General features: G+C 50.8%; 21 protein-coding genes and 1 riboswitch. Of the genes, 2 read left to right on the top strand and 19 right to left on the bottom strand.

Annotated elements, in window-relative coordinates:
- Positions 1-99: 99 nt before the first annotated feature.
- The 5 genes from menC to GC56T2_RS04495 form a co-directional block, all read right to left on the bottom strand.
- Positions 100-1,224 (bottom strand): o-succinylbenzoate synthase, encoded by a 1,125-nt coding sequence (gene menC / locus GC56T2_RS04515; RefSeq protein ID WP_144973366.1) that lies wholly within the window; start codon positions 1,222-1,224, stop codon positions 100-102.
- Positions 1,221-2,060, bottom strand: coding sequence for a GNAT family N-acetyltransferase (locus GC56T2_RS04510; protein ID WP_144973364.1), 840 nt, complete (start codon positions 2,058-2,060; stop codon positions 1,221-1,223). Before GC56T2_RS04510 ends, menC begins: the two co-directional genes overlap by 4 nt.
- Entirely contained in the window at positions 2,035-3,204 is a 1,170-nt protein-coding gene (locus tag GC56T2_RS04505) for a M20 peptidase aminoacylase family protein (protein WP_144973362.1), read from the bottom strand. The genes GC56T2_RS04510 and GC56T2_RS04505 overlap by 26 nt, the downstream gene beginning before the upstream one ends.
- A gap of 101 nt (positions 3,205-3,305) precedes the next feature.
- The gene (locus tag GC56T2_RS04500) at positions 3,306-3,743 is read right to left on the bottom strand and encodes a threonine/serine exporter family protein (RefSeq protein ID WP_033843369.1); all 438 of its coding nucleotides are present in this window, start codon (positions 3,741-3,743) and stop codon (positions 3,306-3,308) included.
- Positions 3,744-3,760: 17 nt separating this feature from the next.
- Positions 3,761-4,504: a threonine/serine exporter family protein gene (locus GC56T2_RS04495; RefSeq protein WP_033019861.1), complete on the bottom strand. Its 744-nt coding sequence runs from the start codon at positions 4,502-4,504 to the stop codon at positions 3,761-3,763.
- A gap of 286 nt (positions 4,505-4,790) precedes the next feature.
- Between GC56T2_RS04495 and GC56T2_RS04490 the strand changes: the two genes are divergently transcribed.
- Positions 4,791-5,855: a DUF5667 domain-containing protein gene (locus GC56T2_RS04490; protein WP_144973360.1), complete on the top strand. Its 1,065-nt coding sequence runs from the start codon at positions 4,791-4,793 to the stop codon at positions 5,853-5,855.
- A gap of 303 nt (positions 5,856-6,158) precedes the next feature.
- On the opposite strand, the gene GC56T2_RS04485 is transcribed toward GC56T2_RS04490, so the two are convergent.
- The 9 genes from GC56T2_RS04485 to asnB all read right to left on the bottom strand — a co-directional run bounded on the left by GC56T2_RS04485 (position 6,159) and on the right by asnB (position 19,134).
- Positions 6,159-7,097 (bottom strand): diacylglycerol/lipid kinase family protein, encoded by a 939-nt coding sequence (locus GC56T2_RS04485; RefSeq protein ID WP_144973358.1) that lies wholly within the window; start codon positions 7,095-7,097, stop codon positions 6,159-6,161.
- 109 nt (positions 7,098-7,206) lie between these two features.
- On the bottom strand, positions 7,207-8,121 hold the full coding sequence (murB, locus tag GC56T2_RS04480; protein WP_144973356.1) for a UDP-N-acetylmuramate dehydrogenase: 915 nt from the start codon (positions 8,119-8,121) through the stop codon (positions 7,207-7,209).
- A 186-nt stretch (positions 8,122-8,307) separates the two neighbouring features.
- Positions 8,308-9,492 (bottom strand): RNA-guided endonuclease InsQ/TnpB family protein, encoded by a 1,185-nt coding sequence (locus tag GC56T2_RS04475; protein ID WP_144973355.1) that lies wholly within the window; start codon positions 9,490-9,492, stop codon positions 8,308-8,310.
- A gap of 634 nt (positions 9,493-10,126) precedes the next feature.
- Positions 10,127-11,167, bottom strand: coding sequence for a ribonucleotide-diphosphate reductase subunit beta (locus tag GC56T2_RS04470; protein ID WP_144973353.1), 1,041 nt, complete (start codon positions 11,165-11,167; stop codon positions 10,127-10,129).
- 195 nt (positions 11,168-11,362) lie between these two features.
- A complete protein-coding gene (locus GC56T2_RS04465) occupies positions 11,363-13,645 on the bottom strand; it encodes a ribonucleoside-diphosphate reductase subunit alpha (RefSeq protein WP_144973351.1) in 2,283 nt (760 codons plus the stop codon).
- 130 nt (positions 13,646-13,775) lie between these two features.
- A riboswitch (cobalamin riboswitch) is annotated at positions 13,776-13,969 on the bottom strand.
- 202 nt (positions 13,970-14,171) lie between these two features.
- Positions 14,172-15,059 carry a gamma-glutamylcyclotransferase family protein gene (locus tag GC56T2_RS04460; protein WP_144973349.1) on the bottom strand — a complete coding sequence of 296 codons (888 nt, stop codon included), beginning with the start codon at positions 15,057-15,059 and terminating at the stop codon, positions 14,172-14,174.
- Positions 15,060-15,182: 123 nt separating this feature from the next.
- Positions 15,183-15,713 (bottom strand): hypothetical protein, encoded by a 531-nt coding sequence (locus GC56T2_RS18015; protein ID WP_255516017.1) that lies wholly within the window; start codon positions 15,711-15,713, stop codon positions 15,183-15,185.
- 94 nt (positions 15,714-15,807) lie between these two features.
- Positions 15,808-16,797 carry a winged helix-turn-helix domain-containing protein gene (locus GC56T2_RS04445; RefSeq protein ID WP_144973347.1) on the bottom strand — a complete coding sequence of 330 codons (990 nt, stop codon included), beginning with the start codon at positions 16,795-16,797 and terminating at the stop codon, positions 15,808-15,810.
- A 429-nt stretch (positions 16,798-17,226) separates the two neighbouring features.
- Complete coding sequence (gene asnB / locus GC56T2_RS04440) at positions 17,227-19,134, bottom strand: asparagine synthase (glutamine-hydrolyzing) (protein WP_144973345.1); 1,908 nt, start codon at positions 19,132-19,134, stop codon at positions 17,227-17,229.
- 329 nt (positions 19,135-19,463) lie between these two features.
- On the opposite strand from asnB, the gene GC56T2_RS04435 reads away from it, so the two are divergent.
- Positions 19,464-20,324 carry a C39 family peptidase gene (locus GC56T2_RS04435; RefSeq protein WP_370454517.1) on the top strand — a complete coding sequence of 287 codons (861 nt, stop codon included), beginning with the start codon at positions 19,464-19,466 and terminating at the stop codon, positions 20,322-20,324.
- A gap of 231 nt (positions 20,325-20,555) precedes the next feature.
- Here GC56T2_RS04435 and GC56T2_RS04430 read toward each other — a convergent pair whose 3' ends face one another.
- The 5 genes from GC56T2_RS04430 to GC56T2_RS04410 form a co-directional block, all read right to left on the bottom strand.
- Entirely contained in the window at positions 20,556-20,894 is a 339-nt protein-coding gene (locus GC56T2_RS04430) for a HepT-like ribonuclease domain-containing protein (protein ID WP_033019839.1), read from the bottom strand.
- Positions 20,878-21,219 carry a nucleotidyltransferase family protein gene (locus tag GC56T2_RS04425; RefSeq protein WP_255516016.1) on the bottom strand — a complete coding sequence of 114 codons (342 nt, stop codon included), beginning with the start codon at positions 21,217-21,219 and terminating at the stop codon, positions 20,878-20,880. Before GC56T2_RS04425 ends, GC56T2_RS04430 begins: the two co-directional genes overlap by 17 nt.
- A 122-nt stretch (positions 21,220-21,341) precedes the next feature.
- On the bottom strand, positions 21,342-21,545 hold the full coding sequence (gene copZ, locus GC56T2_RS04420; RefSeq protein ID WP_033019837.1) for a copper chaperone CopZ: 204 nt from the start codon (positions 21,543-21,545) through the stop codon (positions 21,342-21,344).
- 21 nt (positions 21,546-21,566) lie between these two features.
- Complete coding sequence (locus tag GC56T2_RS04415) at positions 21,567-23,963, bottom strand: heavy metal translocating P-type ATPase (RefSeq protein WP_144973343.1); 2,397 nt, start codon at positions 23,961-23,963, stop codon at positions 21,567-21,569.
- A gap of 15 nt (positions 23,964-23,978) precedes the next feature.
- Positions 23,979-24,290 (bottom strand): metal-sensing transcriptional repressor, encoded by a 312-nt coding sequence (locus tag GC56T2_RS04410; protein ID WP_144973341.1) that lies wholly within the window; start codon positions 24,288-24,290, stop codon positions 23,979-23,981.
- Between the last annotated feature and the right edge of the window lie 216 nt (positions 24,291-24,506).

Raw genomic sequence — 24,506 nt, 5'->3', positions numbered from 1 at the left:
TTGACAAATTCCCCGTTGCCGCATCGCTCACCTCAATCGGTCTTATGATCATTTTTCGTTTCCCCTTTTAAATGGAAGGCTTATTGAATGCCATCCGCTTTATGTCGTCGCCCGATGAAACACCTTGGCAAACTGTGTATACCGCTCGACTTGGCGGCGGTCAATGCCGTAGCCGATGCCGGGGGCGTCCGGCACGCGAATCAAGCCGTCATCCACTTCAACTTCTGGAATGATCAAATCCCGCTCCCAATAGTGGGACGACGCAGCGGTGTCGCCAGGAAGGGTGAAGTTTTCCAACGTCGTGATCGCAATATTGTGGGCGCGCCCGACGCCCGCTTCGAGCATTCCCCCGCACCACACCGGCACGCCGCGCTCAGCGCAAAGATCGTGGATGCGCTTCGCCTCCCCAAGCCCGCCGACACGCCCAATTTTGATATTGATGATGCGGCAGCTGCCAAGATCCAGCGCCTTGCGCGCATCGTCATAGGAACGAACGCTTTCATCGAGGCAAATCGGTGTCTCAAGAAGCGGCTGCAAGCGCGCATGATCGATGAGATCATCGGCGGCAAGCGGCTGTTCGATCATCATCAATCCGAATTCATCAAGCGCTTTCAGCCGATCCATATCGGCAAGCGTGTACGCCGAATTGGCATCGGCCATGAGCGGCACGTTCGGAAACGCGCGCCGCACCTCGCGAATGACATCAACATCCCATCCGGGCTTTATTTTCACCTTGATTCGCCGATATCCTTGCGCCACATACCGTTCAATGACCCGCAGCAAGTCGCCCACCGTCGGCTGAATGCCGATGCTGACGCCGACTTCAATCTCCTTTTTCGTCCCCCCGAGAGCTTGATAAAGCGGGACGCCGAGCCGCTTGGCATATACATCCCACACCGCTCCTTCAAGCGCCGCTTTCGCCATATGATTTTGGCGGATGGCGTTAAAGCGCTTTGACAGTTCCTCTGGATGATCGATCGGCTCCGCCAGCGCAAGCGGGACAAGGAAGTCCTCGAGCATATGCCAGTTCGTTTTCACCGTTTCCTCGCTGTACCACGGGGCGGCAAAGGCGACCGATTCGCCCCAGCCGGAAACGCCGTCGCGATCGACCGCTTCCACTAAAAGAAACTCTTTCGCTTGAAACGTGCCGAAGCTCGTTGTAAACGGCGACTTCAACTCCATGTGCAAATGGCGCAATATGACGTACTCGATGCTGATCGTCATTCCTCTTCCCCTTTCTGCGGCAGCCATTCGTTTCTCCGCACCCATATGTAATACATCTCCGGCTCCCCAGAACGGCGCCAAGCGCTGGCGGCAATCCAGCCTTCCGTGAGCAGCCGCTGAAACAAAGCGCGCGTCGTCAGCCGCCACTCAAGCGCCAACGCCAGATCCCGCTCTTTCAACTGAGGAAAGTCAAGCGGAACCGCAGCCAACAACAACGGCGCCGCTTTTTCATCGACGTCCTTCAGCAACGGCCGCAACAGGCCGTCAGCCCTTTGGTCTGCATCGAGCACCGCCAGACTTCTTGCCTTGAGAACATCGGCTGTAGCCAAGCTCCGCTCCCCGGTCGGACGCTCATCAAGCCGCCATTCGACAATGAAGCGATCGGACGGCAGTTGACCGTTCAGCGCATCATTCATTTCGCCGTAGCAATTTTCCACATAGCCGACGGCTGCCGCCCCCAACTTCGCTACGTTCAAGTAGCCGTTGCGGCTTTGCAGCGGATCGTACGTCCAGCGGATGACCCGATAACCACGCCGTCGCGCTTCTTCCGCCTGTTTCATTTTCAAGCGATAGCCGATCCCTTGATCGCGAAACGATTCGGCAATCCCCATCATATGGGAGCAAAGATACACTTCCCCGTTCCGAAATCCAGGAAAGCTGTAGACAAAGCCGACGAGCTTCCCGTCCGCATACGCCCCGATGATCAAGCCGCCGTTTTTCGCCACCGTCAGCGTTTGATGAAGCGGAATTGGCGCTGTTCCCCAAATCTCCTCCTCAAGCCTAGCCATCTCATTCAACTGCTCGATCGTCTCAATGATTTGCAGCGACAGAGGCACGCTCGCTCTCCCCCCGCGGCGCAAACGTCGCAAACGTATTCATCACAACCCGCGCCAAAATTTCCACGCCGGAAAGCAAATCCTCGCGCCGGAATGTCATCTTCGGATGATGGAGTCCAGGATGCAAGTCGCAGCCTAATCCGAGCATCGTTGTTTTCAGTTCCGGTTTCTTAAAGGAATAAAAATGGAAATCCTCCCCTCCCGACGTCACGACTGGCGGAACGCACTTTTCCGTCCCCAAAGTCGTGATAATCGCCTCCTCCATCAGCCGCACGGCATCTGGATCGGGATGAGCGGCGACGATGCGCGTCCGCTCCATAAGCTCAATATCAGCTCCGTAAATCGCAGCGACCCCGTTGATCACATGGCGCAGCCCTTCGATGAGCCGCTCCATCGCTTCGTTCGTTTGCGCCCGCAAATCAAGGGCAAATTCCGCGTAGTCCGGGATCGTGTTCGCATCTTTTTCACCGGCGTGAAACTTCGTCATCTTGATCGATGCCGGCACTTGGGGGTCGATATGAATTTTCCCCAGCTCCTGCACGATAGCGCTGCCGACCTCAATGACGTTGACGCCTAAGTGCGGCCGCGCGGCATGGGCCGCTACACCGCGAATTCGTCCTTCGATGCATTGCGCTGCTCCGTGAAGGATCGCCGGCGCCGCGTACCCGCTTTTGACTTCCTGAACCGGCCGTAAGTGAATCCCATACAAAAACGCCAAGCCATCGGCCGCTCCCTTTTCTATCATCTTCAACGCCCCTGTGCCTTTTTCTTCGGCCGGCTGGAACAAAAACCGGAGCGTCCCGGGCGGCTCATAGCCGATGCGGCGAAGCAATTTCGCCACCCCAAGCACGACCGTCATGTGAGCGTCGTGCCCGCACGCATGGTTCGGCTGCCAAACGCCGTCGACTTCTTGCCAAAGAGCGTCCATGTCGCTGCGCACCCCGACCGTAAACGGGCCGGCGCCGATTTCCGCCACCACGCCCGGACAATCGGCAAACGTTCGCACCCGATACCCTTCGCGCTCCAGCTCCTGACGAACAAATTCCGTCGTCTGCCACTCCTCCCAACTGATTTCTGGATGACGATGAAGATGGTCAAAAATCTCCCATAGCTCTGTTTTCAGCTGTCTGATGATGTCCTTCATTGCTCTCCCCCGGCTGTTTAAAAGATGAAATGATGATTATATTTATTATAATATTCAAATAAACAAATGCAACGACAAATAGGCAGAAAGGAAAAAACAACCTATCGCGATGAATGACGGCGGCGTCTCGCCAGTTGGTTGACGACCTCCGAAAAAATCAAGCCCATGGCAATGGCGCCGGAAATCATCAATGCCTTTGCTGCCAGAGCCATCGCCGTATTGTAATCGTTCATAACGACATGGCGCATCGCTTCAAACGCCGTCCCGCCCGGCACGAGCGGAAGAACGCCGGGAACAATAAAAATGGTCGCCGGCGCCCGATAACGGCGGGCGAACGCATTGCTCAAAAAGGCGACAAAAAACGAAGCCATAAACGTCGCAATCACCCCATCCGCTCCGGATCGGAAAGCGAACATATAAGCCGCCCACCCGCTCATCCCGACAAACCCGCTATGCGGCAACAAGCGCGGAGGGATGTTAAAAATGATGCCAAACAGCGCCGATGCCATAAAACTAAGCAACAACTGCATCATGATCATCGTTCCCTGCTCCCCTGTCATCGAATAGACAAAACAAAAGCAATGCCCGTGCCGATCGCAAACGCAGTCAAAAACGCTTCCGCTCCGCGGGACAGCCCGGCGATCAGATGACCGGCCATTAAATCACGCACCGCATTCGTGATCGCCAATCCTGGCACAAGCGGCATCACCGATCCGATCATCATATTTGCGACATCCCGACCGAATCCAGCCTTTGCCAACCATAAGACAAGCCAACCGGCGACAAAGGCGGCGAAAAATTCGGCAAAAAACCGTATTTTCACCAATCGGTGCACCATTTCAAAGCACCAAAAGGCAGCTCCTCCGGAAACGAGCGACGGGAGAAAATGAGCGATGCCCCCGATCAGCGAAGCAAAACAAGCGCTGGCCAACGCAGCCGCGGCGGTTTGCTGCCAAAGAGGGTAGCTTGGTTGCGCATACGCGACGCGCGCTAACTCCTCGCGCGCCTCCGAAAGCGTCAGTTCACCGCGGCTGATGCGCCGGGAAATATCGTTCACAACCGCGACTTTCGCCAAATCGGTCGAGCGCTCAGAAATGCGGATCAACCGCGTCGAGTTCGTTCCCTCAATCGAAAAAATGATGGCTGTCGGCGTGACATAGCTATGGGAGCGCGCCATGCCAAACGAAGCCGCAATCCGCATCATCGTATCTTCCACCCGATACGTCTCCCCGCCGCTTTCAAGCATCAACTTTCCCGCCAGCAAACAAACATCGACAACGTCCTCAATTCGCTCGCCCATCATCCATCCGTCTCCTTTCCTTTGCACATCCGCCGGCAAAAACAAACTCCCGCCAATCGATGGCAGGAGTTTTGCTCACACACGGTTCTCACCCAACTTTCCTCCATTATACCAAACCCGCTAGCCATTGCCAAACAGCGAACGAGGTCGCACCGTTTTCCTTTCTTTGCTAGTTTTTTGTCCCTTTTGGACCTTTTTCCTTATTAGCAGGCAAAAACAACGGGCAAGCCGCGAACAGATTATAGCGAACCCCCCCAATCGAACAACGCAAAGGAGGAATATCACTATGACAGCGAAACGCTTTTCCCTCCCCCGCGCGCTGTCTACAAGCGCGCTGGCAACAACGGTCATGCTCGCTTCCTATAGCCCGGCATTCGCCAGCACCGATTCTGCCGCATCGCCAAAAGGAAGCGTGGCCACTGAAACAGCGGCTAGCGGTACGCTTGACACGCCACTGTTGCTGCCGGGTGACTTTTTCTACTTTGTAAAAACGATCATGGAACACATTGAGCTTGCCCTCACCTTTGATGATACCGAAAAAGCGAACCGAATCGCTGAGTTCGCCGAGGAGCGGCTTGCCGAAGTAAAAGCGCTGCTCGAACAAGGAGAAATCGAGCAAGCAAAAGAAGCGCTTGCGAATGCTCTCAAACAACAAGAGGCAGCTTGGGGCATCTATGAAGAGGCAAAACAGGCGGACGAACAAAACGGTGAAAGAACGGAAACCGATGTCGAGGCATTGCGCCAGCAGCTTGAAAAAAAGTTTTCTCACAACATTGAAGCCTTGCAAGCGGCGCTGGAACGGGTGAAAAACCCGCGCGCCAAAGAGGTGCTCGCCCGCAACATTGAAAAAGCGAAACAAAAACTGGAAACCAAAATAGAAAAACGGCTGGCGAAACAAGCACAACGGAGCGGCGAGGTAGAGGAAACGAACAACAAAACGACAACGGATGCGGAAGAACCGAAACACGAAAACGCATCACCCGCTCCTGAATCAACCGAGACAGAAAAACTAGCTCCTGTATCCGCACCGGTGGGAGATGAAACAGTAATTCTGGAAAACGAACAAACGGACACCGACATAAAAGCAGAAACGACATCGTCTCTCACGCAAACGCCCAAAACGAAAACAAATGGAAACGTCCACCAAGAGGCGACCGCCAGCGTCAAAGCAAACGGCCAAAAACATCAAGCGACGGCCGTGGTGAACAAACAAGCAGAGGCCCATGTCTCGAAACAAGCAGAAGCCCGTATCTCGGTTTCTCATTCACATCAACTGAAGCAGGCGGCCACACCGCAAGCGAAAGCCGACCATCGGGCCGTTCACAAACCGAACAAGCAAGAAAAGAAATAAGCCTGATCCCCGCCACTTGCGTACACGCGAAAAATGGAGATTCTCCCCGTTTTCAGAGAAAAACGGCTGTTTTCAACGCTCGTTGGAAACAGCCGTTCTTCGCCATGCGTAGTCCCCTTTTTCGTCAGACTTCTCCTTCACACTCACGCCAGGTGATGACGGTTCTCCCGCTCCGAGATGATTTTCGAGATACGGGGAACGATCGGAAACACAACATAGAAGACAACATCGAGCATGACTACCCGTTTCCCCATCGTCCCCCTCCCCTCGCCACTGTTCTCTATTCATATACGCCTCAACCTTTCATTGCGTTTCCGCTCCGATCACTCTCAGTCCTCTAGCCTCTACCCAAACTGACACTTCCCCTTCTCCCGCCTCCTCCCCATCCGCGTGAACGGGAACAGGGGTTGCCGGACGAATGCACACATTTCGTCCAGCGAACACGGACACTTCTTTCATTCGCACATGCCCGCCCCAAAATACGGGCAAAAACAGGGCAAGAATTTTCCAGCGGGAAATCGCGCCGACAACTGTCACATGAAGCAGGCCATCGTCCGCCCGCGCCGACGGAGCGATGCGCATTCCGCCGCCGTAGTACGAATGGTTCGACACCGTCGCCATCCAGGCTTTAGGAAACGAATAAGCCCGTCCGTCAATGAAAAGTTCGAGGTTCGTTGGTTGATAGCAAAACAGCTCTTTCACTAAATAAACGGCATAAGTAAGCGCGCCAAGCCCGACGCGATTCAGCCTTCCTTTCCATTTCGAGCGGTTGACCGCGCGGGCGATATGGGCGTCAAATCCGCAGCCGATGCTGCTGGCAAACACGCCGTCCGGCACGGTGCGGCTGGCAAAACGGCCGAGATCGAAAGTCCAAGCCTTGCCGGATCGAGCGTCATTGATCAGCCGTTGGAGCGCCTGTTTCGGTTTTCGGGCCAGACGGAAACCGCGGACAAAGTCATTTCCCGTTCCGGCGGGAATGCAGCTTATTGCCACGTGCGGAAACATACCCGCGCCGTTCACCACTTCATGCACCGTCCCATCGCCCCCGACAGCCGTGATCACCGTCGGCTCAACACGTTCCTCACCGATGCGGCGGGCGATGTCCTTTCCCTCTCCCTTTCGGCTCGTCCAATACGCCTGATAGGCGATTCCTTCCCGATCTAGCTGCGGTTGCAGCTGCTTCCAAACGGACACGGACCGGCCGTTTTGGGCGGCTGGGTTGATAATAAAACAAAGCTTCATCCTCTTCCCCCATTCATAACCCCTTTTCTTACCTATTGGCGGTCGGTTTCATTTTTCCTCTCGTCAAAATGAAAAAATCCGAACCCGCAAACCGGATTCGGATCTTCCTTCATTCCTCGCCAATAATTTTGACTTCCAATTCCAGATCGACCCCGAACTTTTCTTTCACTGTTTTGCGCACCATTTCGATCGTTGCAATGTAATCGGCAGCGGTCGCATTGTTTTTGTTAATAATGAATCCCGCATGCTTCGTCGACACTTCGGCGCCGCCGAATCCTTTTCCCTGAAGGCCGCTGTCTTGGATGAGCTTGCCGGCAAAATAGCCCGGCGGACGCTTAAACACGCTTCCGACCGACGGATACTCCAGCGGCTGTTTCGATTCGCGCTGAAAGGTTAAATCATCCATTTTCGCCTTGATTTGCTTATAGTCACCTGGCTGGAGCGCAAAGACCACTTCGAGCACAATATCATGCGTCCGGCTGATCAAGCTTGTTCGATAGCCAAGCTCCAGCTCTTCCTTTTTCAACGTTTTCAACTCACCGGCGAGCGTCGCCACTTTGACATGGTCAAGCACATCTTTCACTTCACCGCCGTACGCTCCGGCGTTCATCATAATCGCCCCGCCGACCGACCCCGGAATGCCGCAGGCAAACTCCAACCCGGTGAGGTGTTGTTCAAGCGCGAACCGCGACACCGCTTTAATATCCGCCCCGCTTTGGGCGATCACGTTGTTTCCTTCACGCCAAATGCGATTGAGATGCTTCAACTGCATAACAATACCGCGCAGCCCGCCGTCGCGGATAATGACGTTCGAACCGTTGCCAAGAAGCGTAAACGGCAGCCCGTACTCCTCTTTCAGCCGCAGCACCTCAATGACTTGCTCGTACGTCTCCGGCCAGACGAGAAAATCGGCCTTGCCGCCGATCCGCACCAATGTATGGTTTTTCATCGGCTCATCGCGAAGGACATTTCGTTCACCACAAATCTCTACGAGTCTTTGATAAATATGTTCGGCATGTTCCATCGTTCTGTCACCGTTACAGAAAACTTATAAGGCTTTATAAGATAGTTAAACATCTTATAAAGACCTATGTTTCTTTCCTTGTTCATCGCACCCGATTTCGCCAAAGCTACTCTCGTTGGATGTGGCGCTCCGAAGGCTTCAATTCCCCACTAACGAATGGGTACATGTCAATAGCCGCTTTACGTGCTAGGCTATTGACTCACCATATTTTTTTAAGTTTCTACTTGCGTTTACATCCCTGTCTATGTGATTTCCGCATTCATCACATACAAACGTTCTTTCTGACAAAGAAAGTTTCTCTTTTACAGCCCCACAATGGCTGCACGTTTTAGACGAAGGGAAGAATCGATCGGCAAGTATAAACTTAATTCCATTCCAGGCACACTTATATTCCATTTGCCTTTTCAACTCGTGGAATGTTTGTTCTTGGATGGCTTTCGATAGCTTTCTGTTCTTTAACATTCCATGAGTGTTTAAACTTTCCATGACTACATACTCTGGCTTGGTTTTCACCAAAGATGTAGTGATTTGATGAATAGAATTGTGCCTAATGTGTTTCAGCCTTCGGTACGTCTTTCGAACAAGGAATTCCAACTTCTTTATATTGTTTGTTTTTCTGTAACGGAATTCACCTCCTTCTGTTTTTATTTTGTTTTTCTCATATTTCCTTGATAACTCACGTTGTAACCGTTTCAGCCTTTTCTCCAACTTCTTCACTTTGTTTGATTTGTTTATATTGGGAAACCTCTGCCCGTTGCTAACGACAGCTAAATCTTTCACCCCTAAATCGATGCCTATGCCATCAGTATAATTTTGGTTTTTGTTTTCAACTTCTTCAACTCCAATACTAAGCCACCAATTTATTCCGTCAAACGTGATTCTTGGGTTGAGATAGTTTATATTACTCCCTGTTGGGATTCTGTCTTTTTCAGCCAACTTAACATAGTTAAGTTTCTGCCTATTCTTTTTCTTCGAAGTGGTCAGCTTTTCCAATTTTACATGCGTTTTTGTGATTTTGATTTTTGCTGTATCTTGATAAAAACTTGGTTTGCTTCTCTTTTTTGACTTAAATTTTGGAAACTTCGTCCTGCCTTCAAAGAAGTTTTTGTACGCTTGACAGGCATCTTTAATCGCTTGTTTTGTTATATTATTGGAATAATGGTTAAGCCAAGCATATTCTTTTTGCTTTTTTAATTGCGTCAAGATTTTTCTCAATTCACGATCGTTTAAAAACGTTCCACCATTTTTGTCGTTTTCTTGTTGTGTAGCCAATGCCCAATTGTATGCCCATCGGGATACGCCTGCACACTCAAATAACTTTGTTCTTTGCTTATTGTTTGGTAAAAGCATGACTTTATAAGTCTTGATCATCTTTTACTAACTCCTGAATCATTTTCTTGGTTTTCCCTATGTCAGTTATCATTTCAAACCGATTTATCACCTATATACATAGTTTTTATAAATTGTATATAGAGTTTTACGAAATTTTATAAATTTATTTCAACTGTGTGTCACCTTCTTCGTTCATTCCATGCTGACAAGCGCATCCATCACGCACTGTTTCCATTATCGCCGGAATCGCGTCCCATATCAAGTGGGCAATGTTCCTGATTCTGTTTTATTCCGGACGGGGCCAAAAGGTGACGTGGGATGGGCCACGCTATCGTCTCTTTTCTTGCTCTTTCATTGCCTGATTCTTCTCCTCTGAACGGAAACAGCTCACCCTTGAATCAGGTGAGCTGCTTTGCGCACCAACAGTACAGCCCCCATCGAACGCCCGCTTCTATCCTTATCGTCCCCTCACGCTTGCAAACTGCTTGGCCATCTGTTGTTCAACCGCAACGACAGCTTCACGTAGTTTCTCGCTCATGTTTGCAGACTGCTTGGCCATCTGTCCTGCCCAAACGTCCGCTCCTATTCGTTCAAAAAACGGCAAATCAAGCCAAAGGCGCCTTGCCTGACAAAAAAGCCACGCTGACCGCTGTCAAACGTGGCTTCTCCTTCATTACAACTCATCAAATCCGTTGTCCACTTGCACTTTCGTATATTGGCGTGGTTTTTGTTCGAAAAAGTCGGATTTGCCAAGGTCGACTTCTTCATACGCTTTAATCCAGCGAAGCGGGTTCGTCCGATAGCCGTCGAACGGGCGGTCAAACCCAAGCTGGTGGGCACGGACGTTGGCGTAAAACTTAATGTACGCCTCCAAATCAGCCAAGTCGATGCCATCGATCTCATGGCCGATGATTTCCCGCGCCCATTCGATCTCCAGCTCAGCCGCTTTCGTAAACGTTTCCCGGACAAAATCCGCCAACTCCGGCGTCCGATATTCCGGATATTCGTTCAACACTTCTTTGAAAATTTTCGCAAACAAATCGACATGAATGTGCTCGTCACGGTTGATGTAATTGATCATCGTGCTCGTCGCCACCATTTTTTGCTGGCGCGCGAGGTTGTAGAAGAACGCAAACCCTGAGTAGAAAAACAGTCCTTCTAAAATGACGTCAAAAACGATCGAGCGCAACAAGTTTTCCACATTCGGCTCTTCCGCAAACGCCTTGTAGCCGTTCGTCACAAAATCGTTCCGCTTGCGCAGCGTCGGTTCGTTCCGCCAAAAGTCGAATACTTCATCTTGCTTCGCTTTCGGCACAAGGCTCGAAAGCACGTACGAATAGGAATGGTTGTGAATGACTTCCTGCTGGGCGAGCATAATCATGAGCGCGTTGATGCTCGGGTCCGTAATGTAATCAGCGACACGTCCGGCGTAATCGGTTTGGATGCTGTCAAGCAGCGCCAGAAGACCGATGATTTTCAAAAATGCCTCCTGCTCGCGGGCCGTTAATTGCGGAAACTGCTTCACATCTTGCGCCATATTGATTTCAAACGGCGTCCAAAAATTGGCGAGCATTCGCTTATATTTGCCATACGCCCACGGATAGGCGAGATCATCCCAATTCAACACATTCGAGCAGCGGCCGTTGATGATGCCCGTCGAACGGTTCGGCGCCTCCGGATCCATAATGGGCCGTTTGACTACACTGATCGTCATCGTCCATTCCTTCCTTTCGTTTTCTAAAGAATTTCTGATCCCCATGTCCCGTCTTGATCACCTGACAAGCTGGCACGGTGACAAGAAGAGCGAACAATGCCATGGAAAACAAAATTGCAGCTTATATAGTATCGTGTGAGCGGCCAACCGCTTACGCCTCTCCGGCACAAGGAAGTGCGCCTCTTTTGGCCCCGGTCAGCTCGCGCACGAATCGCACTCTTCGATCGTCCCCGATGTCGAACGCACGTAATACGTCGTTTTCAACCCCGACTTCCACGCTGTCAAATGCAAATCGAGCAGCTCCTTTGCCTTGATCGTATTCATGACGTAGAAGTTAAACGAGATGGCTTGGTCGACATGGCGCTGGCGCGCGGCGTTTTGCTTGATGCTCCAACGTTGGTCGATATGGTACGCCGATTTGTAATACCATGTCGTCTGTTCGTTTAGATCCGGCACGGTCACAGGAATTTTATAATCTTTCTTTTCCTCGGCATACACTTTTAAGAAAATCGGATCGATGCTCGCCGTGCTGCCGGCGATGATCGACGTCGAGGCGTTTGGCGCAATGGCCATGATATAGCCGTTGCGCACCCCGTAGCGGGCTACATTGCTCTTGAGTCGGTCCCAATCGAGCTCGCCGTGGCTTTGGTAGCCGCGCCGTTCGAAATAAGCACCCGTCTGCCAATCCGATCCGGCAAACGCCGGGTAGCTCCCTTTTTCTTTGGCGAGCTCCATACTCGCTTGAATCGCCAAATACGCGATCGTTTCATACAGTTCATCGGCGTAGCGAACCGCTTCCTCCGACTCCCAGCGAATGCCTTTTAACGCCAGCAAATGATGCCAGCCAAAAGTGCCAAGCCCGACAGCGCGGTATTTTTCGTTCGTCAAACCGGCCTGCAGCACCGGAATGTTATTTAAATCAATGACATTATCAAGCATCCGCATTTGAATCGGGATGAGCCGCTCCAACACCCCATCGGTCACCGCACGCGCCAAGTTGATCGACGATAAATTGCAGACGACAAAATCGCCCGGGATTTTTTCGATCACAATCATCCCGTCTTTCACATATTGCCGCTTCATCACCGTCGGGCTTTGGTTTTGCGCGATTTCCGTGCAAAGGTTGCTGCAGTAAATCATCCCGAGATGGCGATTCGGATTTTGCCGGTTCACTTCATCGCGGTAAAACATAAACGGCGTCCCGGACTCGAGCTGGCTGCGCATAATGCCTTTCATCACTTCGATCGCCGGCACTTTTTCTTTCGACAGCCTCGGCTCGTTGACGCATTGCCAATATTTCTCCCGAAAGCTGCCCTTCCCTTTTTCCTCATCATAAAAGTCTTCCAAGCTAAATCCCATCACCGTCCGCACTTCATGCGGATCAAACAAATACCAGTCGCCGCGCTGTTCGACCTGTTCCATGAACAAATCAGGGATGCAAACGCCGGTGAACAAGTCATGCGTCCGCAGCCGTTCGTCGCCGTTGTTGAGCCGCGCATCGAGAAACGCAAAAATATCTTTATGCCACACATCCAAATAGACGGAAATGGCTCCCTTTCGCTGTCCCAGCTGATCGACGCTCACCGCTGTGTTGTTCAGCTGCTTCATCCACGGGATGACACCGGAAGAGACCCCTTTGAATCCTTTAATGTCGCTGCCGCGCGACCGAATTTTCCCTAAATAAACCCCAATGCCGCCGCCTGATTTCGATAAATTGGCGATATCGGTGTTGCTGTCGTAAATCCCTTGCAAACTGTCATCGACCGTGTCGACAAAGCAGCTCGACAGCTGGCCGTATGACTTCCCGGCGTTGGCAAGCGTCGGCGTCGCCACGGTCATGTATAGGTTGCTTAACGCCCAATACGCTTCCTTCACCAGCTCAAGCCGCCGCTGCTGTGGTTCGTTCGCCATGAGCGTCATGGCGATGACCAAAAATCGCTCCTGCGGCAATTCATACAGCCGCCGCTCATAATCGCGGGCCAAATACCGATCCGCAAGCGTGCGCAACCCTATGTACGTAAACAACTTGTCCTTCTCCGGATCAAGAAACGCACCGATGGACTCAATTTCTTCTTTCGTATAACGTTCAAGCAGCAGCGGATGATATACTCCTTGTTCCGTCAGCACAACAAGGAGCGAGTAGAAATCGCCATACCGCTTGCGCTCATCGTACCCGCGATGCCGTGCTGCCTCGCGGTACAGTTGCTGCAAATACAGGCGGGCGCACACAAACGTCCATTCCGGCTCCTGCTCACTAATATACGACAGCCCTTCCAAAATGGCGGTTTGATACAGCTGCCGGAAGGTGACCATCTCTTTTCGGCTGAGAAGCTGCCATACACGTTCTTCATATTCCTCGAGCGACAGACGGACAAAGTCGGCCGCCGCCTGCTCCACCAACCTAGCAAACTCCTCGCGCGAAAATGCTTTCTCTTTTCCTTGATCATCGACAACAATTGATTTCGTCGACACTGTCATTCGTTTCCCCTCTCCTCCATAAAAAAATCCGCTCGGGCAGGCGAGCGGATGAAACGACAGACGGAAAAAGGCAGACGAACTCCCTTTTTCTTTTCCCCTATCGTTTCATCTTCTCACACCCCGAAGAACATGAAACGTTCCAAGCAAGGCAGGTCTCCTGACTCGTGCATCGTCCTACTTTGGGGCCTTCCCAGCGGCGCTAAATGGCTCTTACCGCCAGTGGCCATCCCATTTCGTCCGCACATACAGTTGCGGGGGCAGTTCCGGATTCGCACCGGATTCCCTATTAAGTCCTGATGGACACCATTGCTTGGCGAAACGATATATAGTTGTTTAAAAAAGAGAACAAAACAATATATAGTGGATGATCATCCTGATGGAACAAGCATATACTAAAACAACAAGAATTGCAAGGGACAAGCGAGATTTTCTCGATCAATCCTTAGAAACACTGTCCTAGAAAGGGGGTGATTTAAGGGCGTAGGCCGCTTCCCAGCCGCGTTTCTCAAAATCTACAAACTTGTTTTTATCTGCCTCCCTTTCCGCGCCCTTTTTCCCATAATCTTTCAATATGGCGCCGCACTTGTTCAGCGTATTGCCGGCTCAAGCGGGACATCCCTTCATTAAGAATAATAGCGGCATACGATGCGCTCGGCGCAATTTCCTCTGCCTGTTTGTCAACGACAACATACGTAAGTGCGGGGACAAACTGCCCGTGAAACTGCACATCGACGTATTCTCGGCGGTACACACCGGCTGGAACTCCTTCGCGCCGATCAAGATTCGCCACATAGTGCTCCGGAATTTTATACAGCACCCCCTCGACCCGATCGCCGGGGGAAGGCACAATATCGGCCACTCCGCCCTCCCTCCTGCACGAATATCGGGTAAACGCCAGCCGATAGTCATCAAGCACGGCCCGGCCCATCACTTCAAAATGGGGAACAGTGGGCCGAAAATCGCGTTCACTCATGCACGAGCCATACGCAAAATACAACACTTCCTTTGGAGAATGGAGAAACGTCATCCAATCACCCCCGAAAACGAGTTGAGCGTGTTGTGTGAGCCATTCTTCCTGCTCCTGCGGATAAACATAAGCGTAACAAGTATACGTATTGCCATCAGCATCCGTTGCGACAACAGTGATTCGCTCATAATGATTCAACTCCCCCGGGCCGTGATACCCTTCAAGTTGATCGAGCAAAGCAAGCACCGCTTCCGGATCGCTTAGTTCGAACATTTCGCCGTGAACGGTCCCGTTTCCGTCCACCATCGCCGGATAGCCAGCTGGCAAATGGAACAGCCTCCCTTTCACCGTCACTTTGCGAACGGACTGCACATAATTGGCAATCAGCCGATGATTGCGTCCTCCTATCCGCAGTGTCCCATACACAAATACATTAATCGTTTCCATTTTGATTCCCCTTCCGTCTTTGTGATTTATCGTTCCATTCCCTTTGAATCCTCACAGCTCACCAAGCGTTGAAACATCCCCCAGGCGTGGCGGGCGGCCATTCCGCCCGGGGAAACAGCACTGTCAGCGAATCGGCCAGCTTCCTCTTTCCACCGTCCGCCGGTTCCACACATCCTTATAACGGTGATAGCATGAAAGGCAAATTTCCACATCCATCTTGTATTGCTTCAATACATCCAAATGACCGTTTAATGTGGAATCATCAAAAATAGTGAACGCAATTTTATAGTCGGTGTCGATTTGCCGGCAGAGCGAATGCAGCTCGCGAAGATGGCTCATATCAATATCATCGTACAATTGAACACGTCCGCCCTTTTTCCCTTCAATGAACGGTTTCGCCTTTTCTTGGATCACAGGGTCATGAAGGACGTAATACGCCACCATGAGCAGCCCGTCCTCAAGCATATGTTCAAGCGTCGGAATCCATACTTTTTTCATGAACGGTTTCTCCTGCTTAGACGAGAGCAAATTTTCCCGGACTAAAATCCACGCCGGTACGCTATTCTCGGACAAGAACAAATAATGTGTCGGGCTGATGCCGCCATGGTACGGATGCCCCTTTCCAATCAACAACTGTGCCGTTAATGTCCCCATTACAAATCCCTCCTTGATTTTTTTGCTTTTGACAATGGCATTATAAAAAAAAATGGTCACCGGCTAGGTGACCATTTCCCGCTTTTCATAATTTTCATATGACATATTCATAATCATCTTGCGACACAATGATGCGATAAGGAATTTCGCATTCCCAGCGATACCCTCTTCCCCGTACATTGACGATAATCTGATCAATCGGTTCAGAAAAACAAGATGCTAGCCGTTTCCGCAATTTTTCGATCATTTTTTTCACAACGTCGTCCCTCACATCCTCCCCTTCTCCCCATACTTCTGCTCGGATGTCACTGTACTCTCTGACGTTCGGCGCCGCCTTCAGCAAACATTGAAGCAATTTAACCAGGCGATCCGGCAATGGAACCGAATCGCAAGGACCGTGGAACACCGCGTTTCTCCGCATATCCAAAATCACGTACTGATCGTCTTCCTCAGCCAGCTCGCAAGCTTCCCCATAGGTAATGGGCAAGCGCCGATTTTCTTCGATGAGGAGAAATAAACACTCGTCTTTCTCTGCCTCCGCTTTTTCACGCACATTCACTTGCAAGCGGACGTTGTCAATCTCGGTTTGGTACAAATGGCTGTCGGTCTTTTTCTCCGCTTGGTCAAGCAATTCGAGCGCTTTTTTCGGATCCCCAAGCTGATTATAAGCAATCGCACTGGAACAGAGCGCGCGAATATAATGATACGGTTTGAGGGCTTGATGGGTTGACTTCCAAACGAATTCGAGCTGCTGAATCGCCTTTCTCCATTTCCTGTCATACAGCTCGAGATGGCCCAAATGATAACGGCAAACCGGGTCCTCCGGATCAAAACGCAACGCTTCTTCAAACAATGTCCGCGCTTTTTGAAAGTTCCGCTTCTTCAGCTTTATATCGCGCCCGTAACGGCATAAAACTTGGGCAAACCATGTTCTAAGATTCTTATTTTCCGGCTCTAGCTGAGACAACCGTTCAACGATCTCCTCGCCCCGTCTGATCCATTCCCAATCATTATCGCTTTCCTCTTCGGCAAGCCACTGGTTCAATTGTTCACGCAGCCGCTCCAGCTCCCGTCTTTTCTCCATTTTTTCTTCCCTTCCATCTTCGCAACAAGTTGTTTCATTTTTCTTAAATTATATCATGCCAACCGAACAAAGAGATAGAAAAGAACAGACCGCCAAGCCGATCATTCGGTAAACAGCGGCCACATCCCGTTTTTCCTCCTCCTGCTATTCACCCCAACACCATATCCCCATCATGGCCCCCTGCCCGACCAAACGAAACTAGCGCAGCGCTTTCGCCTTGCTCACACCGTCCCTTTTTGGTAAAAAACCGCTGCTTGCCTTGATCGATGATGGAACGCGTGAACGCAGAGGCTGATGCAGCAAGTCTTTTCTACTGGCGAAACGATTCCGAGAAGCGGTTGCGCGAGTCAATCACCGCCCCTTATGGTTTCCGGACCAAAACAGGCAGGCGCCCCGGCCGAATTCCGGGACGCCTCGTCCTGTTCCCCCTTACGCCTCAAAAGCAGGCGCCAGCGGCTTTTCCTTTTGTCCAGATGAAACAAAATCGTAGGCTCGCTCTACATACACTTGATGCCAAATCATAAACGCCAACACCGTCCACAGCTTGCGGCTATGGTCTGCTTTCTGCTGCGCATGCTCATCGAGCAAGCGATACAGCACGTCTTTATGGAACAAGTGGTCCGTTTCGCTGTCGTGAATAAGCTGTTTCGCCCAATCATACATTTCGTTTCTCAACCAGTGACGAATCGGCACAGGAAATCCTAATTTTTTCCGGTTTAATACATGATCCGGCACGATGCCTTCGGCCGCTTTGCGCAAAATATATTTCGTCGTGCCGTTGGCGGTTTTCATTTCCGGAGCGATCGTAGCAGCTGCTGCAAACACCGCTTTGTCCAAAAACGGCACCCGCAACTCAAGCGAATGCGCCATCGTCATTTTATCGGCCTTAACTAAAATATCGCCTCTCAGCCATGTATGGAGATCAATGTACTGCATCCGGTTGACCGGCGGATAATGAACGGTTTCTTGATAGAGCGGCGCGGTCACCGTTGTATACTCACGGCCTTTTTCATACGTTTTGAGCAAGGCCGCCTTTTCCGCTTCACTGTATATTTTGGCGTTCCCGATATACCGTTTCTCAAGCGGGGTCGTGCCGCGCTCTAAAAAGCTCTTCCCTTTCACCCCGTCAGGAAGCCACTTGGCGATGAAGCGCAGCACGCTCTTCACCGCTCCCGGCATCCGCTCCAACCACCGCAACGATTGTGGTTCACGATAAATGTTATAGCCGCCAAACAGCTCGTCCGCCCCCTCGCCGGAAAGCACCACGGTAACATGCTTTCTCGCTTCACGGGCGACAAAATACAGCGGCACCGCGGCCGGATCCGCCAACGGATCATCCATATGCCACATAATTTTCGGCAGCTCGTCCATATACTCCTGCGGCGAAATGACATAGCTGATATTGTCTACACCCAGCTTCTCAGCCGTCTCCTTGGCCACATCGATTTCGCTGAACCCTTGCCGCTCAAACCCGACGGAAAATGTCTTCAGGTGCGGATGGAATTGTTTGGCGATGGCGACGATGAACGATGAATCAATGCCGCCCGACAAAAACGCCCCGACCGGCACATCGCTGCGCATATGGACACGGACCGAATCAACCAACGCCGTGCGGATGTTCTCAACCAATTCCTCCTCCGACTGGCGAACAGGGCGGAAAAACGGCTTCCAATAGCGATGAATCGTGAGCGGTTCACCGACTCGTTTCTTGATATAATGCCCCGGCTCCAACTTCGAAATACCGGCCGACATCGTCGATGGCTCGGGGACGTATTGGAAGGTTAAATAATGCTGGAGCGATTCATGATCTACCGTTTCCTCACCAAACGCAAGCAAAAGGCTTTTCTTCTCCGAAGCGAAAAACGTGCGGCCGCCTTGTTTCGCATAGAAAAACGGTTTAATGCCGAACGGATCGCGGGCTGCAAACACCGTTTTTTCCTGCTTGTCCCAAATGACAAACGCAAACATCCCGCGCAGCTTTTCGACCGCTTTTTCTTGTTCCATGCTATAAAGCGCAACGATGACCTCCGTATCAGAGTTCGTCGCAAACGACAATCCTTTCGCCGTCAGCTCTTCCCGCAATTCGACGTAATTGTAAATCTCCCCGTTAAAAATGATCCAGTACCGATCGTTTTCATACGAGAGCGGCTGGTGCCCCGCTTCCAAATCGATGATGCTGAGCCGCCGAAATCCAAACCCGACGTGCTCATCCATATAATACCCCTCATCATCCGGCCCGCGATGGGTAATCAGGCGGTTCATCCGCCTTAATTCCTCGCTCCATCCCGGATCTTGACATTCCGGACGATCGACAATCCATCCAATAAATCCACACATAACGATGACTGTCCCTCCAATGAATTGACATCAAGGCAACCCGTTTTTATTCTTTACCTTACGCCTTCGGTTGCAATAAAATAATAGGCAAAGAAGAAAACAAAACCAGTTCCATTCTATCTTACAAAAAGCAAAGTTTCAAAACCAATCTTTCGCCATTTTTGACAAAACCCAACGTTCCATCACAACCATCGGAGGCACAATGGGCAGCTGACTATACATTTAACGCCCTCTTGTTCCAATACCCTTCTTTGGAAACGGGAAAACAATCAAAACAGCCCAGAAGCCGCCATTGAAACGCCACTGACCGATGAAGGGGGAGAATGGCTTTGCTCACCATGATCTCGCTGTTGACCGCTCTCATCGTGCTCCTCTGCCTCGCTCTTTTGCGAAGCCCTCTCAGCCGCAAAAGGGACCAGCTGTTGCTGGCTGTATACGCGGGCTGTCTCGCCTTGCTTCTAGCCGTTTTGTCCAATCATAAAAGCTGGGCGCAAACAAGGGATCGATTTCAACATTTTGTACAGGAAACCATCGTCCCGCTTGTCAATCATGACCAAGCGGCGAACGCCGACAAATCGACGTTGAAATCAACGGTGTTGATTGACGCACCGTTAATCTCGCAACTCCCCGAGCTGCCAAGGGGATGTGAAGTCACCAGCTTAGCCATGCTGCTGAACCATGCAGGAGTTCGTGTTGACAAAATGACATTAGCGAGACAAGTGCGGAAAAATCCGACGCCATATCAAGTAAAAAACGGCCGCGTCTTTTACGGCCATCCGAATGAAGGATTTGTCGGCGACATGTATACATTGTCGAAGCCTGGATACGGCGTATATCACAAACCCATTAAGGAGCTGGCCGAACGATACTTGCCAACGCAAATCGTCGACTTGACCGGACAATCCTTTGAACACATTTATGACTACGTAGCGAAAGGCTCCCCGGTGTGGGTCATTACAAACACCACCTTCCGTCCGCTTCCCCCCTCCGCCTTTCGCGAATGGCAAACACCGCAAGGACCGATCAAAATCACGTATCGGGAACACGCGGTGCTCATTACGGGATACGATGAGCAGTACATTTATTTCAACGACCCATTGACCGCCATCAAAAATCAAAAAGCACCAAAGCAAGAGTTTATCGCGGCTTGGGTTCAAATGGGACGGCAAGCGATTACGTATCGCCGCTAAGCTCGGCGGATCCGAATCGCTTGCTTTTTTTCATTTTCGTTGAACGATTTTCTCCATACATTTTGCACATCTATTTTTTATCCTATTGAGAAGCATTGTGAAATCAGCTTTCTTTTCCTGTGAAATACCGCTGATTGGCGCGCGGAAACCTTTTTTCACTGGTCTTCTAGGCCAACCCCTTTTTTGAATAATGAGCTATCCCCAAACGGCGCATACGGTTTGAATGGAAGTCTAACTTTCATTTAGCAATCGTTCAACGTGCTGTTTTAATACAGGAATCTTATTTCGAACGACATCCCACACAATTCGATAATTAATGGAGAAATAACTGTGGATCAGCATATCCCTCATGCCAGCCATCTTTCTCCATTCGATATATGGGGATGCTTGCCTAATTTCGTCTGGAATGTTTTTCGCTGCTTCTCCAATCACTAATATGTTTTTAATGACTGCATCTGATACTAAATCATTATCTAAAAAGTCATCATAAGAAAGCCCTTGGGTGTACTTCTCAATTTTCTCTGCAGCAACCAAAATATCTTGCAAAAAGACGCTAGGATCCCTCTGCATACTTCACACTCCTTAAAATAGTTTGCTTTAATCCTGGTTTGATGTCATCTACAATCACTAAATCCACTGGTTTTTGAAAAAGATCTTCCAAACTCAGTTTCAACTCCATATAATGATCAAACGTCACCGCATGATCCACAAATTCTACCAACACATCAATGTCACTCGACTCCCTTTGTTCCCCCCGACTGTACGAGCCAAATAACCCGATTCGCTTCACACCATACTTTTTCTTCCATAAATCTAAACATTTCGCCATTTCATTAAGGATGTCTTGTTGCGATCGCAAATCAATCCCCCCTTTTTCCGCGCCTGTTATTTTCATTATAACATCCCGCTTTCTCGATATTCTCCAGGAAGAGAAAAACGTTCCCTAGCCGAGAGCTCGTCATGTCCCGTTACGCTCTCGATCAAAAAGGCCCCGTCCTCCCTCGGGGCCCTTTCCCGTTATTTCACATCATATCCTTGCTCTTCAATCGCTTCTTTCAGTTTTTCTACGCTGATCTTTGTTTCATCATACTCCACATCGACCGTACCTTCTTGCAAATGCACTTCGACGCGGCTGACGCCATCCAATGCTTGAAGGGCGTTCGTCACCGCCGCTTGGCAATGTCCGCATGTCATTCCTTGGACTTGCAATGTAATCGTCATCATCGATTCCTCCTTAAATGTTTATAGTTTCACACGCTTCAACCGAAGCGCGTTGGTCACAACCGACACAGAGCTGAACGCCATCGCCGCTCCCGCGATCCACGGCTCCAACAATCCGAAAGCGGCGACCGGAATGCCGATCGTATTATAAAACAACGCCCAGAACAGATTTTGCCGAATGTTTTTCATCGTTTGCCGGCTCAACTCAATGGCTTTCGGGATATGGCGCAAATCGCCGCCGACCAAGGTCACATCGGCCGTTTCGATCGCCACATCCGCTCCTGTGCCAATCGCCATCCCAATATCCGCTTTGGCCAAAGCCGGCGCATCGTTAATCCCATCGCCGACCATCGCCACACGTTTTCCTTGTTTTTGCAATTCCTCGACGATGTTCGCTTTTTCTTCCGGGAGCACCTCGGCATACACATGCTCAATGCCGACTTCATGGGCGATCGCTTCCGCTGTCCGCTGATTGTCCCCTGTTGCCATATAGACATCGATGCCCATTTGTTTTAACGTTTGAATCGCTTCTTTCGCGCTTTCTTTCACCGTATCCGCGACCGCCATGATGCCGGCCAGCTCTCCATCGATGGCCACAAGCATCGCGGTTTTTCCTTGTTTTTCAAGCTCTATCAAGCGATTTTCGCACTGAGAAATCTCAACAGCGCGGTCCTTCATCCATTTCCGCGTCCCGATCAAAACGGTTTTGCCGTCAATGACCGCCTCAATGCCATGGCCGGCAATAGCGGAGAAGTGCTCCAATGGCTTCATCGAAATCGCTTGTTTCTTCCCGTATTCGACAATCGCCTGAGCGAGCGGATGCTCGGAAGCGCTCTCGGCGGAAACCGCATAATCAACCATGTCCTTGCGGAAGGCTAGCACATCGGTGACTTCCGGTTTTCCTTTTGTCACTGTTCCTGTTTTATCGAGCAATACGGCATTGATTTTATGCGTTCCCTCTAGGTACTCACCTCCTTTAAAGAGAATGCCTTGTTCCGCCCCTTTGCCGGTGCCGACCATAATCGATGTCGGTGTCGCCAAACCGAGCGCACAAGGGCACGCGATGACAAGAACAGCGATGGCCACCTCAAGCGCTTTGGCCAAATCACCCGGCACAACGAAGAAGTACCAGATGAGAAAGGAAACAACCGCAATTCCGACAACAATCGGTACGAAAATGCCGGAAATGACATCGGCCAGCCGCTGAATCGGCGCTTTCGACCCTTGCGCCTCCTCGACAATTTTAATGATATTGGCCAGCGCGGTATCTTTTCCGACTTTTTCGGCGCGAATAGTCAGCACCCCATTTGTATTAATGGTTGCCCCGATCACATAGTCGCCTTCCTTCTTATCAACCGGAATCGATTCACCGGTAATCATCGATTCGTCTACGGAAGATGCTCCGGCGATGACCGTACCGTCTACCGGAATTTTTTCTCCCGGCTTGACAACGATCGTATCGCCGATCACCACTTCCTCGAGCGGAACTTTCATTTCTTTTCCATTTCGAATGACGGTCGCTTCCTTCGCCTGCAGGCTGACCAACTTCGAAATGGCTTCGGTTGTCCGCCCTTTCGCAAGCGATTCAAAGTATTTGCCGACAAGCACAAGCGTAATCAAAACGGCGCTCGTTTCAAAATACAGCCTCGGCATATAGTCAGGATTCCCGAGCGTCCGAAAAGCTTCAGACAAGCTGTACACGTACGCGGCGGATGTTCCGAGCGCCACAAGGACGTCCATGTTCGCGCTTTTGTTTCGCAACGCCCGGTACGCCCCGACGTAGAAGGGACCGCCGATGTAAAACTGAACGGGTGTAGCGAAAAGAAGCTGGAACCACGGATTCATCAGCCAATGCGGCATCGGCAAGCCGACAGCAAACGGCATATGCGCCAGCATCGTATAGAGCAGCGGCAACGATAAGAGGATGGAAATGGCGAGTCGCCGCTGCTTCTGTTTCAACTGCTCTTCTTTCCGGCCAGCGCCGTCTTGTTCTTCGTTTCGAATTTGCCCCCTGTACCCAAGCGTTTTGATTTTCTCTAAAATGTCTTCGACAGATGCAACTCCCTCTTTGTATTCAACGACCGCGCTGTTGGTCGCCAAGTTGACCGCAGCGCTTGTCACCCCTTCCATCCGATTCAACCCTTTTTCAATCCGTGTCGCACAGGCCGCACATGTCATGCCTTCAATATCGAGCGTTACTTTTTCCGTCGCCACGCCATACCCTAAATGCTCAATTTTCGTTTCGAGATCGGCGATCGTTTGCTTCGCTGGATCGTAGTGAATCGTTGCGTTTTCCATGGCCAAATTGACATGGGCGTTGACGCCGTCCATCTTATTTAATGCTTTCTCAATCCGATTGGCGCACGCGGCGCATGTCATGCCCGTCACCTTCAGCGTCACGGTTTTCAGCTCCCCCATTTCCCTTTCCCTCCCTTACTTTGAAAATTGTTTCATCACATCCATCAATTCGCGAATCGATTCGTCTCCGCTCCCTTCACGGATCGCTTTGGCCACACAATGGCTCACATGGCGTTCAAGCAACTGTAGCCCGACTTGGTTCAACGCTGCTCTAATCGCGGAAATTTGCACTAAAATATCGATGCAATACCGATTGTCCTCCACCATTTTTTGCACCCCGCGCACTTGCCCTTCGATGCGCTTCAAACGCTTGATGATGCGTTCGATTTCCTGTTCCGTCCGTGGAACCATTTTGTGATCGATACGGTGATCTTCATAATGGTTCATCCAACATCACCTCTTTCAATTACATTATACCGGTAATGGGTATAAAACACAACAGAAGTTGAAAAGCGACCCCTTCATTCCTGCCACTCGCGGCTATGGCTATTGGCCCGAATGTTCTCTTCCCTCTAACCCTGCGGCTCAAGGGATCCGAACAAAGAAAAAGCTGTTCAAAACGCTATGTTCTTTCCCAGCTGCACATTGTATAATCAAACTAGA

Source organism: Geobacillus sp. C56-T2 (assembly GCF_007829715.1).
Lineage (GTDB): Bacteria > Bacillota > Bacilli > Bacillales > Anoxybacillaceae > Geobacillus > Geobacillus icigianus.
This window is presented reverse-complemented; position numbering and strand designations above follow the sequence as displayed.

Excerpts from the sequence above, each read along its gene's own strand:
- asnB (WP_144973345.1), bottom strand. The coding sequence starts at position 19,134 with ATGTGTGGATTTATTGGATGGATTGTCGATCGTCCGGAATGTCAAGAT.
- copZ (WP_033019837.1), bottom strand. The coding sequence starts at position 21,545 with ATGACGATTACATTGCAAGTCCAAGGAATGACATGCGGACATTGCCAA.
- GC56T2_RS04505 (WP_144973362.1), bottom strand. The coding sequence starts at position 3,204 with ATGAAGGACATCATCAGACAGCTGAAAACAGAGCTATGGGAGATTTTT.
- GC56T2_RS04495 (WP_033019861.1), bottom strand. The coding sequence starts at position 4,504 with ATGGGCGAGCGAATTGAGGACGTTGTCGATGTTTGTTTGCTGGCGGGA.
- GC56T2_RS04425 (WP_255516016.1), bottom strand. The coding sequence starts at position 21,219 with ATGAAAATAACAGGCGCGGAAAAAGGGGGGATTGATTTGCGATCGCAA.
- GC56T2_RS04475 (WP_144973355.1), bottom strand. The coding sequence starts at position 9,492 with ATGATCAAGACTTATAAAGTCATGCTTTTACCAAACAATAAGCAAAGA.
- GC56T2_RS04465 (WP_144973351.1), bottom strand. The coding sequence starts at position 13,645 with ATGACAGTGTCGACGAAATCAATTGTTGTCGATGATCAAGGAAAAGAG.
- GC56T2_RS04445 (WP_144973347.1), bottom strand. The coding sequence starts at position 16,797 with ATGGAGAAAAGACGGGAGCTGGAGCGGCTGCGTGAACAATTGAACCAG.
- menC (WP_144973366.1), bottom strand. The coding sequence starts at position 1,224 with ATGACGATCAGCATCGAGTACGTCATATTGCGCCATTTGCACATGGAG.
- GC56T2_RS04430 (WP_033019839.1), bottom strand. The coding sequence starts at position 20,894 with ATGCAGAGGGATCCTAGCGTCTTTTTGCAAGATATTTTGGTTGCTGCA.
- GC56T2_RS04485 (WP_144973358.1), bottom strand. The coding sequence starts at position 7,097 with ATGAAGCTTTGTTTTATTATCAACCCAGCCGCCCAAAACGGCCGGTCC.
- GC56T2_RS04490 (WP_144973360.1), top strand. The coding sequence starts at position 4,791 with ATGACAGCGAAACGCTTTTCCCTCCCCCGCGCGCTGTCTACAAGCGCG.
- GC56T2_RS04460 (WP_144973349.1), bottom strand. The coding sequence starts at position 15,059 with ATGGAAACGATTAATGTATTTGTGTATGGGACACTGCGGATAGGAGGA.
- GC56T2_RS04500 (WP_033843369.1), bottom strand. The coding sequence starts at position 3,743 with ATGATCATGATGCAGTTGTTGCTTAGTTTTATGGCATCGGCGCTGTTT.
- GC56T2_RS04470 (WP_144973353.1), bottom strand. The coding sequence starts at position 11,167 with ATGACGATCAGTGTAGTCAAACGGCCCATTATGGATCCGGAGGCGCCG.
- murB (WP_144973356.1), bottom strand. The coding sequence starts at position 8,121 with ATGGAACATGCCGAACATATTTATCAAAGACTCGTAGAGATTTGTGGT.
- GC56T2_RS04415 (WP_144973343.1), bottom strand. The coding sequence starts at position 23,963 with ATGGGGGAGCTGAAAACCGTGACGCTGAAGGTGACGGGCATGACATGC.
- GC56T2_RS18015 (WP_255516017.1), bottom strand. The coding sequence starts at position 15,713 with ATGGGGACATTAACGGCACAGTTGTTGATTGGAAAGGGGCATCCGTAC.
- GC56T2_RS04410 (WP_144973341.1), bottom strand. The coding sequence starts at position 24,290 with ATGAACCATTATGAAGATCACCGTATCGATCACAAAATGGTTCCACGG.